Below are 11923 nucleotides of genomic sequence, written 5' to 3' on the forward strand. Positions count from 1 at the left end.
GTCCCATGCTGCTCGTGAATTGCCCCTATTGCGGCCCGCGCCCCGAAATCGAGTTCCGCTGCGGCGGCGAGGCGCACATCGCGCGTCCGGCCGATCCTTCCAAGCTCGATGATGCGGCCTGGGCCGAGTACCTGTTCGTGAGAACCAATGCCAAAGGCGTGCTCGCCGAGCGCTGGAATCATGCGCATGGCTGCCAGCGCTGGTTCAATGCGCTCCGGGAAACCGCGAGCGACCGCATCATCCAAACATACCTGATGGGTGAAAAGCGGCCCGACCGCGCACCCGCGCAAGGGAGGCTCTGATGGCACAGGCCTATCGACTTCCAAAGGGCGGCCGGATCGACCGCGCGAGGCCCATCGGCATACGGTTCAACGAGCAGGTTGTGGATGGCTACCAGGGCGATACCCTGGCCTCCGCACTCCTCGCGAACGGAATTCATCTCGTTGCCCGCTCGTTCAAGTATCATCGGCCGCGCGGCATTCTCAGCCACGGCTCCGAGGAGCCGAACGCTCTCCTCGACGTCGATCGCGGACGGGGACGCGCGGACCCGAACAACCGCGCCACGGTGGTCGACGCCTTCGATGGCTTGGTTTCCGCCTCGCAGAACCACTGGCCATCCCTCGATTTCGACATCGGCGAGGTGAACGACCTGCTGTCGCCGGTGATCGTATCGGGGTTCTACTACAAGACCTTCATGTGGCCGCGCTCCTTCTGGACCAAGGTCTACGAGCCTCGGATCCGGGCGGCGGCAGGCCTTGGCCGGGCGCCGACGATTCCGGACCCGGACCGCTATCAGAACCGCCACGCCCATTGCGATGTTCTCGTGGTCGGCGCTGGTCCGGCAGGGCTCGCGGCGGCGCTCGCCGCCTCCGAGAGCGGCCAGCGGGTCATGATCGTGGACGAGCAGGCCGAACTCGGCGGCTCTCTTCTTCACGACGTGACGTCGACGATCGACGGTGTCTCCGCGCAGGCTTGGGCCGAACAGGCGATCGCCACTCTCGATGCGCGTGAGAACGTAATCGTCCTGCCGCGGACAACGGCCTTCGGCTACTACAACCACAACCACGTCGCGCTGGTCGAGCGGGTGACGGATCATCTGTCGGATCCCTCGCCCAATCTGCCGCGAGAGCGGATGTGGCAGGTGCGCGTCAAGGAAGTCGTGCTGGCGACGGGATCTCACGAGCGCCCGCTCGTCTTTGCCGACAACGACCGCCCGGGCATCATGCTCGCGGAGAGCATCCGCGTCTTCGTCAACCGCTATGCCGTTGCACCGGGGCGGCAGATCGTGTTCGCGACGAGCGGCGCCTCCGCCTATTCCGCTGCCGCCGATGCCAAGGCGGCCGGTCTCACGGTCACCGTCGTGGACACACGGATCGAAGCCGATTGCGGTCCCGAGGTCGCGGACCTGCGCGCCCGCGGCTGCGAGGTTCTGACCGGCCATACGGTGGTCGGGTCGACCGGCCGGAAGCGGGTCACCGGCCTCATCGTGGCGCCGATCGGGGTCGACGGATGCATCGGCACGCGCCGGACGCTTGCCTGCGACTGCGTCGGCATGTCGGGCGGATGGACCCCGGCAGTCCACCTGTTCTCGCAATCCCGCGGCAAGCTGCGCTTCGAACCGGCGATCGATGCCTTCGTGCCGGGGACGTCCGTCCAAGCGGAGCGCTCCGCGGGTGCGGCCAACGGGGAGTACGATCTGGCGGCGTGCCTGCGCGAAGGGTGGGCTGCGGGAGCACAGGCCTCCGGAGGTTCCGGCGAACGGGCCTTTGAGGCCACGCCGAGCCTCGCCGGGTTCCAGCCGGTCCGCGTCCTTCCCACGGATGGCAATCCCGGCCGGGTGAAAGCCTTCATCGACTTCCAGAACGACGTGACGGCGAAGGACATCAAGCTCGCCGTCCGCGAGGGTTTCGAGTCGATCGAGCACGTGAAGCGCTACACCACGACCGGCATGGCGACCGACCAGGGCAAGACCTCGAACATGAATGCCCTGGGCCTCGTCGCGGGCGTCCTCGATCGGCCGATTCCGACGGTCGGGACGACGACGTTCCGGCTCCCCTACACGCCAACGACCTTCGGCACTTTCGTCGGCCCGAACCGCGGCGAGCTGTTCGACCCGATCCGCACCACGCCGATCCACGAATGGGCAGTCGCTCATGGCGCCGTATTCGAGAATGTCGCGCTCTGGAAAAGGGCCTGGTATTTCCCGAAAACGGGCGAGGACATGCATGCGGCGGTCGCGCGCGAGTGCAAGGCCGTGCGAAACAGCGTCGGGATCTTCGATGCCACGACCCTCGGCAAGATCGAGGTCGTCGGGCCGGACGCCGCCGAATTCATGAATCGCATCTACACGAATGCGTGGCTGAAGCTCGAGCCGGGCAAATGCCGCTACGGCCTGATGCTGAAGGAAGACGGCTACATCATGGATGACGGCGTCGTCGCACGCCTCGCCCATGACCGGTTCCACGTCACCACGACGACCGGCGGCGCCCCCCGGGTGCTCGCGCAGATGGAGGACTACCTCCAGACCGAGTGGCCGGATCTCAAGGTCTTCCTGACGTCGATCACCGAGCAATATGCGGTGATTGCGGTTCAGGGGCCGAAGGCGCGGGAGCTGATCGCGCCCTTCGTGTCGGACATCGATCTCTCGAGTGACGCTTTCCCGCACATGGCGGTCCGGACCGGGTTCATCTGCGGGGTGCCGTGCCGGCTGTTCCGCGTCTCGTTCACCGGCGAGCTCGGCTTCGAGATCAACGTGCCCGCCGATTACGGGCAAGCCGTCTGGGAGGCGATCTTCGAGCGCGGTCAGGCCTTCGGGATCACGCCGTACGGCACCGAGACGATGCACGTACTGCGGGCCGAGAAAGGCTTCATCATCGTCGGGCAGGACACGGACGGCACCGTGACACCGGACGATGTCGGGCTGTCGGGACTCGTTGCGAAGACAAAGCCGGATTTCGTCGGCAAGCGCTCGCTCGCGCGGCCGGATCTCGTAGGGCAGGGGCGAAAGCAGCTCGTCGGGCTGGTGAGCGAGGATCCGAACGAGGTGCTGGAGGAGGGCGCGCAGATCGTGTCGGATCCCGACCAGGCGATTCCGATGCGCATGATCGGCCATGTGACATCGAGCTACTGGAGTTCCAACTGCGGACGGTCGATCGCCATGGCGCTCGTTGCCGGCGGGCGCTCCCGTATCGGCCGCCGCCTCTATGTTACGACGCCGGCCGGATTTACGGCGGTGAAGGTCTGTGAGCCGGTTTTCTGGGATCCCAAGGGGGAGCGCATCCATGCTTGAGACAAAGCACGCCGCCCGACGCATTACGGCGCTGGGCAAGCCGCCGATCGCCGAGCCCCATCCTGGTGCCGGCATCAGTACTCGCCCGCTTCCCGGTGAGGCACGCTTTTCACTTCGGCTGAATGAGGCCGCGGCGGAAGCCGTCGGCGAGGCCGCGGGCTTTCGACTGGATATCCCGCTCAACAGCCGCGCTGGCGCGGCCGATCGATCCGCTGCCCGCCTCGGGCCGAACGAATGGCTGCTCATCGGGCCGGAGGGCGATGCGGAGATCATTCCGGGCCAGATCGAGGCGGCGCTCGCCGGGCATTTCCACACGCTCGTCGATGTCGGGCATCGCAATGTGGCGATCGAGGTGTCCGGCCGCCACGCGGCCGAGGTCCTGAACAGCGGATGTCCGCTCGATCTCGATGCGAGTGCGTTTCCGACCGGCACCGCGACGCGAACGCTGATGGGCAAGACCGAGATCGTGCTCATGCGGCTCGACGATGGGCCGACCTACCGCGTCGAGTGCTGGAGGTCCTTTGCACGATATGTGCTGGGCTTCCTGAACGAGGCTGCTTGCGAATTCGAGCGCTGATCCAGTGCGGGGGCCGCTGCGATGATCAGCACGTTCGAGCTTTTCAAGATCGGGATCGGGCCGTCAAGTTCGCACACTGTCGGTCCGATGGTCGCGGCCAAGCGGTTCCTCGAGGAAGTGAGGGATGCCCGTGAGACCGAGATCGGACGCATCACTGTGGAGATTTACGGGTCCCTCGCCTGGACGGGGCGCGGGCACGGAACCGATACCGCCATCTGCCTCGGGCTTCTCGACGAGGTTCCGGCTTCGGTCGACCCCGACAGCGTTGCTGCCCGGATTCAGCATCTGCGCACCAGTAGGCAGGTTCAGGTCGGCTGCGGGGCCCCGGCCAGCTTCGATCCCGAGACGGATATCATCTTCAACAAGTCCGACGTGCTGCCGCTTCACTCGAACGGCATGCGCTTTCGTGCATGGGCCGGCGACGGCTCGGTCGCTCGCGAGAGCGTGTTCTACTCGATCGGCGGCGGCTTCGTGGTACGTGAGGGCGAGATCAACGACGGCCAGGTCGCCGTCGCGGAACTCCCCTTCGATACGGCGGCCGAACTCCTGCGGATTTGCAATCAGAGGGCCATCTCGATCGCCGACGTTCAGTTCATCAACGAGCTTGCGTCGCGATCGGACGACGAGATTCGCCAGGGCCTCGACGCCATTCGCGACGCGATGTTCGCCTGCATCGATCGCGGCCTGCGCATGGAGGGGGAACTCCCGGGCGGCCTCAGGGTCAAGCGCCGCGCGAAGGGTCTCTTCGAGCGGCTTCAGAATGGACGCCAGCGCAACCAGCGGGCGGCACACGAGGTGATGGACTGGGTGAGCACCTATGCGATCGCGGTCAACGAGGAGAACGCCTCCGGAGGGCGCGTGGTCACCGCCCCGACCAATGGTGCAGCCGGAATCATACCGGCAGTGCTCCGGTATTTTCGCGATTTCTGCCCCGAATATTCAGAGGAGCGAAGCCATGTCTTCCTCCTCACCGCGGCGGCCATCGGAAGCCTGATCAAGCGCAATGCGTCGATTTCGGGCGCCGAGGTCGGTTGCCAGGGAGAAGTGGGCTCGGCGGCTTCGATGGCCGCGGCCGGACTGGCGGCCGGATTGGGCGCCACGCCGGCACAAGTTGAAAACGCTGCCGAGATCGCCATGGAGCATCATCTCGGCATGACCTGCGACCCGATCGGCGGATTGGTGCAGATCCCCTGCATCGAGCGCAACGCCTTCGGAGCCAACAAGGCGATTGCGGCGGCTTCGCTCGCGATGTGCGGAGACGGGACACATCGCGTGTCGCTCGACGAGGTGATCGAAACGATGCGCCAGACCGGTTTCGACATGCAGTCGAAATACAAGGAGACGTCGCAAGGCGGGCTCGCCGTCAACGTCGCCGAATGCTGAGGAGGATCCCATGTCAACGCAGACGCTCGCCAGACCACTTTCCAAGACCCGGTTGCCGGGGGCGGGTTATTCAGACCGCGCCGTGTTCGAGGCCATCGCTGCCGAACTGCACCGCCAGCAGGATCAGATCGAGCTGATCGCCTCCGAAAACATCGTCTCCGAGGCAGTCCTGGCCGCGCAGGGCTCGGTCTTCACCAACAAATATGCCGAGGGGTATCCGGGCCGGCGCTATTACGGCGGCTGCGAGCATGCCGACGTGGTCGAGCGGCTCGCGATCGAGCGCGTCTGCGAACTGTTCGGATGCAGCTTCGCCAACGTGCAGCCCCATTCGGGCGCGCAGGCCAACGGCGCCGTGTTCATGGCGCTGCTGCAGCCGGGAGATACCATTCTCGGCATGTCGCTGGCGGCCGGCGGGCACCTGACGCATGGCGCTCCGCCCACCATGTCCGGCAAGTGGTTCAAGGCGATCGGCTATGGGGTGCGTCGCGAGGATGCTCTCATCGACTACGACGAGGTCGAACGCCTGGCGCAGGAACATCAGCCGAAGCTGATCATCGCCGGCGGCTCGAGCTACCCACGCATCATCGACTTCGCCCGGTTCCGGGACATTGCGGACAGCGTCGGCGCCTATCTATTCGTCGACATGGCGCATTTCGCGGGGCTCGTCGCGGCCGGGATCTATCCGTCGCCCTTCCCGCACGCGCATGTCGTGACCACGACGACCCACAAGACCCTGCGCGGCCCGCGCGGTGGCGCCATCCTGATCAATGACGAGGCCATCGCCAAGAAGATCAACTCGGCGGTGTTTCCCGGGCTGCAGGGCGGGCCGCTGATGCACGTGATCGCCGCCAAGGCGGTGGCGTTCGGCGAGGCCCTGGAGCCCGGCTTCCGGGACTATGCCATGGCGGTGGTCGCCAACGCCCGCGCTCTGGCGGCGCGCCTCGTGCAAAGAGGCGCAGCGATCGTCTCGGGCGGGACCGACAGCCATATCGTCCTAGTCGACCTGCGGCCGATCGACGTCACCGGCAAGGCCGCCGAGGCGGCGCTCGAGCGAGCCGGGCTGACCTGCAACAAGAACGGCATTCCCTTCGATCCCGAGAAGCCGGCCATCACGTCGGGCATTCGGCTCGGGACGCCTGCGGGCACGACGCGCGGGTTCGGCATCCAGGAGTTCGAGCAGATCGGCGACATGATCGCACGTGTGCTCGTCGGACTGGCCCAGGCGGGCGAGGACGGCAACGGAGCCACCGAGAGGAGCGTGCGCCAGGAGGTGAAAGCCCTCTGCGATCGTTTCCCGATTTATGGCGGCCTCGCATAGTGAGGCCGCCTGGCTCCGGGCAGGATCGAAGCTTGTTCGAACGACGCGGAGAACGTCTGTCCGGAGCATGCGATGAAGCTTGAGGATCCGCGTTACGTTCTGAAGCTTTCCTGTGTCGACACGATCGGCATCGTGAATGCCGTGTCGAGCTTTCTCACGCAGAACGGCTGCAACATCATCACGAACGCGCAGTTCGGTGATCGTGAGACGGAACGCTTCTTCATGCGGGTGGCCTTCGCGCCAGTAGATCCGCGGACGGAAGTCTCGGCGCTGGCCGGTGTTTTCAGGCCCATCGCCGAGCGATACCAGATGGACTGGAGCTTGCACGACATCACCAGCAGGGCGAAGGTCCTGATCATGGTGTCGCGCTTCGGGCACTGCCTCAACGATCTTCTGTATCGGCAGCGCATTCGTGCGCTCAACATGGATGTGGTCGGAGTGGTGTCGAACCACGAGATCTTCGAGGATCTCGTGACCAGCTATCGGATTCCGTTTCACTATTTGCCGGTCACCAAGGACACCAAGCGGCAGCAGGAAGCGCGCCTGCGGGAGCTGATCGAGGCGGCTGGGGCAGACCTCGTCATCCTGGCCCGCTACATGCAAGTCCTGTCGGATGAAATGTGCTCCTACCTGTCGGGCCGGGCCATCAACATCCATCATTCGTTTCTGCCGAGCTTCAAGGGAGCCGCGCCCTACACGCAGGCGCATGTGCGTGGGGTCAAGCTCATCGGCGCGACGGCCCATTACATCACGCCGGATCTCGACGAGGGGCCGATCATCGAGCAGGAGGTGCAGCGCGTCAGCCATGAGCACTCGCCGGACGACCTGACCGCCATCGGCCGTGACGTGGAGAGCATCGTCCTCGCCCGGGCGGTCAAGTTCCACACCGAGCACCGCGTCCTTCTGAACGGAAACCGGACCGTTGTGTTCCGGTGAGCCACGACGGCTTCGTCGGAGCGTTCAGCGAGAGTTAGGCTGTGCTTGCAAGGATTGCGCTGCCGCCCTCACCCGGTGCTGTGCAACCGACCTCGCCCGTCGAGGGCGAGGTGATGGGAATGCACTGCTTTCAGGAATTCCCGCTCATGAGGGAGTGACATGATGGCGTCTCAGCGGTCGACGACGATGTCGCCACGCGGCTTGCTGCAGCAGAGCAGAATGAAGCCCTGATCGATCTCCCGCTGGCGAATTCCGCCATTATGCGCCATCTCGACTTCGCCGGAGAACTTGCGGGTCTTGCACGTGCCGCACAGGCCCTTGGTGCAGGACGAGGGCAGGCGAAGGCCGGCCGCGCGTGCAGCGGCGAGAATGGTCGTGTTCTCGTCGCACGGAATACTACGACCCGTCTTTCCGAACGTGATGTTGTGAGTGCGGCTCGCACTTTCCACCGGCTGCGGCTCTTCGGCGGCGGGCGCGAGATCCTCGAAAAGGAAGCTCTCCTCGTGATAGCGGGCCATATTGAACCCGGAGGCTTCGAGGATCTTTCTGACCGCCGCCATGAATGGCGCCGGTCCGCAGCAGAAGATTTCCCGTTCGTGCAGATCAGGCACGATCAAATCAAACAGGGCCCGCGAAACGCGCCCGCGATAGCCGCTCCAGCCGTACTCGCCCGTCACGCTCTCGACCACATGCGCGACCTGCAGGCGTGAACGCCGCTGGGCGATGACGTCGAGTTCCTGTCGAAACACGATGTCCTTAGGGGTCCGTGCGCAATGGACGAAGATCGTGTCGTAATCCTCCGCCATATCGCTTTCGTGGCGGACCATGGACATCAGCGGCGTCACACCGCTGCCGCCAGACAGGAAAAGGCGCTTCTCACAGGGGTGGAACGCCGTCGAGAACTCACCCATCGGACCGATGGCGCGGATAATGTCGCCGACTCGCAGGTGATCATGAAGCCAGTTGGAGACCGGGCCGCCCACAGTGCGCTTGACGGTGATCGAGACCATGTGCGGTCGCGCCGGTGACGACGAGATCGTATAACAGCGGTTCACCGGTTCGCCGCCGATGGGAAACGTGAAAGTGAGGAATTGACCGGGAGCGAAGTGGAACAGCCGTGGGGCCGGCGCCGAGAACGTGAAAGTCTTCACGTCGTTCGTTTCGTCGACGATCGAACGACAGATCAGACGGTCGTCCTCTTCGCTATTCCACAGCGGTGGAAGAGAGTCCGGCTCGATATGTGGAAGCTTGGTCAGCACGACGGATGCGCTCCGTTACCGGGGCTGTGGCAGGTGGGCCGAGATACGCTTGATGTACCAGTTGCAGAACTTGTCGACCAAACCCTCCGTATAGGGCGAGTAGGGGCCTGGCTCATAGGCACGGCTGCGAACACCGCATTGGGTATAGCCGACGAGAGTCCCATCCTGCTCATTGGTCATCTGCCAGACCTCGGTCAGCTTCTTGAGATCGTAGTCGATTCCTTCGACCGCATCCTTGTGGACGAGCCACTTGGTGCGAAGCAGGGTCCGCTCGGGCGAAAGCGGGAAGACCGCGAAAGTGACGACATGGTCACTCATGAAGTGGTGCCACGAATTCGGCTGCGTCCAGAAGGACAGGCCGCCGAGCCGCTTCGTCTTGAGGGCACCCAGCAGCTTCTTCGAGGCGACGGTGGTGTCCATCGTCTGCGACTCCCCCGCCTGGTCGATCGCGAGCCGTTGCGTGCGAAACCCGGTCGGACGGCCATCAAGATGGTCGATCTCCTGCCACGGCAGCCCCTCCGCATTCCAGGTCTGCTCGAAACCAGCGACGATGTTCTCGTAATGGGCAAGCGCCTGGCGCCGGTCCTCGTCGAGCTCCTCGGGCGCAAACCCGAATCCATATTCGAAAAGCGAGATCGTCAGCTCGGGATGATTGCTCGCGCAGTGGTAGCACTCGCGATTGTTCTCTATCGTGAGCTTCCAGTTGCCCTCCTCGATCAAGTCCGCCGCGAACGCGACCTTGCAGTCGCGCACGGCGTGCGGCGCGATATAGGGCTCCATGGTCCGCTGCATCTCGTCGAAATCGGAAGGCGGCTCGTCGGCGAAGCACACGAACAGGAGGCCCGCCAGGCTTCTGAGATGGACGGGCTTGAGGCTGTGGCACTTGCGATCGAAGCCGCTTGTCATGTGCTCGGCATGGAGGAGGCTGCCGTCGAGATCGTAGGTCCATTGGTGATAGGGACAGACAAGCTTGCCGACCGACCCCTGCGCGTCATTGACGAGCCGTGACCCACGATGCCGGCAGACATTGTGGAAAGCACGCACCTGCATGTCATCGTCGCGGATGATGATGACCGAGTTCGCCCCGAGCTCCAGGGCAATGTAATCGCCGGGTTCGGGCACGTCCGGCTCTACCCCTACGAAGATCCAGTGGCGGCCGAAAATGACCTCGAGATCGAGGTCGTAGATCTCGCGGCTTAGATAGAACGGCGCATCGAGGGTGTAGCCGGGTCGCCGCTTGGCGATCAGAGACGCAATATCCGGCGAGGGCTTGGTCAACATCGGCGCATCCACGTGCAGGCCTTCGATGCCGGGAATTTTGCGCCAGACGCCAATTGGGCCTTTCGCGCCAGCGACAGTCTCTGTCGGTTTCGCGCCATCCATCATTCGCGATACCCGCGGAGGAAGGGATCCCGCCCAGGTCACCGCAAGTCGTCCCAAGTCAACTCGGGGAAAAGGGCACTCGGTGTACTCGTGGCCGGGGCGAACGACCGACCAGCCTCCGAAGTTGCCGCCAAGCTTGAGAGTGTCGAAAAGGTGCTGCTGGCCGAGGCTCCGGCCTATGAGTATAGGCTCGCCGAGCTGCAGGCAGCGCTGATCGCCTCGTTGGCTGGACCCTGTTGGGCTATCCTTCACTCCCGCGACGAGGCCGCCGCACTCGCTTGGCCATGATCTTCCGGCGACTTGGCGCGTCGGGTGCACGAAGGACCGCAGAGCTTATCAGCAGAGAGGCGAAAGGCCACGGCTTTTCCCAGACGCCTGCCGGGCCGCATTCGGCAGCTCTCGTTCCGCGGCGAGGGATCAGAATTGTGAGATGGCTTGATTTCACGCGGCGTCCGCGCCGGCGGAACCGCCGAACGTTGCCAAGTAGTCGGTTCTGCGCCGTTCCGCACTGGGGGTGCGGCCGAAGTACTCGTTGTAGCTCTTCGAGAAGTGCGACGCGGAGAGGAATCCGCAAGCCATGGCGACCGAGAGGATTGGGATGCTGGTCTGCTTCAGCAGGTATCGTGCGTATTCGAGGCGGATCATCAAGTAATGCTTGGTCGGTGAATGCCCGAGATACTTGCAAAAAAGCCTCTCGAGCTGCCGGGTCGAACATCTCGCTTCTGCTGCGAGCTCGGCACAGCTCAGAGGGTTCTCGATCGTCTTCTCCATCAACGCGACGACGTATAGAAGCTTTGGATGAGCAACGCCGAGGCGCGTCCTCAGGTCCATGCGCTGTCGCTCGCCGGCCTCGCGTATGCGATGGTGGATGAGCTGGTCCGTGACCAGGGAGGCGATTTCCGGGCCGTGATCTTTCGTGATCACCGACAGCATCATGTCAACCGCTGCCGTGCCGCCGGCGCAGGTCAGGCGGTTGCGATCGATCTCGAACAGCTCCTGGCTTACGTCGAGATGAGGGAACTCGGAAATAAGGCCGGAATGGTTTTCCCAGTGGATCGTCGACTGGTAGCCGTCGAGGAGACCGGCCTTCGCCAGCACATAGGTGCCGGTGCAGACTGCTCCGATTGCCGCTCCGAACGATGACAAGCGCCGCAGGGAGGCCATGAGATCGCGATGATTGAAGGTCTGCACGTCGAGGCCGGCGCAGACGATAGCGGTATGCAGCCCACGGGCATCGGCATATGAGCCGCCGACCGAGATCTCAACCTCGTTGGACGCGCGGATCGGTCCGCCGTCGCCCGAAAACAGACGCCATTCATAGAGGGTTCTTCCGGAGACCCGGTTCGCCAAGCGGAGGGGCTCGATCGCCGATGTAAAAGCGATCATCGAAAATCGCGGCACCAGCAGAAACCCGATGACGCGGGTGTTCTCGGGGCGCGTAGACGGCACCGATACCGGCTTGAGCATTTCCTTATCCTCGCGGAAGCCTTGCCACGTGTTACTGTAGCAAACTCTTGTCTTTTTCCGACATGATTGCCGTAGGAGGCCGCGATCCGTCAACACTGGAGCGCAGCACGGACGCGTGGAGAGCCGGCATTTGGCCGCAGAGACACCAGATCTGATCCGGCTCGCCCGGTAGCTTCCAAACTGGGAATGACTTGGCATGCAACCAAAGCGGAAGTTCGGCCAACTCCAGCTTCGTGCCAAAAGGCAACGCTTCCTGTTTGTCGCGGAAGTAATGGCTTCCTCATTGACCGGCTTTGGTCAACTTCTCCTAC

General features: G+C 63.9%; 8 protein-coding genes and 1 pseudogene. 6 read left to right on the forward strand and 3 right to left on the reverse strand.

The genetic code is table 11. From position 1 onward, the window contains the following. Positions 1–5: 5 nt before the first annotated feature. The 6 genes and pseudogenes from BN1233_RS21375 (at position 6) to purU (ending at position 7503) form a co-directional block, all read left to right on the forward strand. The gene (locus BN1233_RS21375) at positions 6–302 is read left to right on the forward strand and encodes a sarcosine oxidase subunit delta (RefSeq protein ID WP_046865633.1); all 297 of its coding nucleotides are present in this window, start codon (positions 6–8) and stop codon (positions 300–302) included. Beyond that, complete coding sequence (locus tag BN1233_RS21380; protein ID WP_046865634.1) at positions 302–3289, forward strand: sarcosine oxidase subunit alpha family protein; 2988 nt, start codon at positions 302–304, stop codon at positions 3287–3289. Before BN1233_RS21375 ends, BN1233_RS21380 begins: the two co-directional genes overlap by 1 nt. Next, positions 3282–3866, forward strand: coding sequence for a sarcosine oxidase subunit gamma (locus BN1233_RS21385; protein WP_046865635.1), 585 nt, complete (start codon positions 3282–3284; stop codon positions 3864–3866). The genes BN1233_RS21380 and BN1233_RS21385 overlap by 8 nt, the downstream gene beginning before the upstream one ends. Positions 3867–3887: 21 nt before the next feature. Beyond that, positions 3888–5249, forward strand: coding sequence for an L-serine ammonia-lyase (locus BN1233_RS21390; protein WP_046865636.1), 1362 nt, complete (start codon positions 3888–3890; stop codon positions 5247–5249). Positions 5250–5319: 70 nt separating this feature from the next. Then, a pseudogene (gene glyA, locus BN1233_RS21395) lies at positions 5320–6567 on the forward strand (serine hydroxymethyltransferase); the annotation flags it as partial. A 72-nt stretch (positions 6568–6639) separates the two neighbouring features. Continuing rightward, entirely contained in the window at positions 6640–7503 is an 864-nt protein-coding gene (gene purU, locus BN1233_RS21400; protein WP_046865638.1) for a formyltetrahydrofolate deformylase, read from the forward strand. Positions 7504–7673: 170 nt separating this feature from the next. Here purU and BN1233_RS21405 read toward each other — a convergent pair whose 3' ends face one another. From BN1233_RS21405 to BN1233_RS21420, 3 genes are all read right to left on the reverse strand, one after another. Beyond that, the gene (locus BN1233_RS21405) at positions 7674–8762 is read right to left on the reverse strand and encodes an FAD-binding oxidoreductase (RefSeq protein ID WP_046865639.1); all 1089 of its coding nucleotides are present in this window, start codon (positions 8760–8762) and stop codon (positions 7674–7676) included. A gap of 15 nt (positions 8763–8777) precedes the next feature. Then, positions 8778–10043, reverse strand: a complete 1266-nt coding sequence (locus BN1233_RS21410) for an aromatic ring-hydroxylating oxygenase subunit alpha (RefSeq protein ID WP_046865839.1) — start codon at positions 10041–10043, stop codon at positions 8778–8780. Between the two features lie 543 nt (positions 10044–10586). Beyond that, positions 10587–11612, reverse strand: a complete 1026-nt coding sequence (locus tag BN1233_RS21420) for a GlxA family transcriptional regulator (protein WP_046865641.1) — start codon at positions 11610–11612, stop codon at positions 10587–10589. Positions 11613–11923 lie beyond the last annotated feature (311 nt).

Origin of the sequence: Microvirga massiliensis (genome assembly GCF_001006805.1) — a bacterium.
GTDB lineage: Bacteria > Pseudomonadota > Alphaproteobacteria > Rhizobiales > Beijerinckiaceae > Microvirga > Microvirga massiliensis.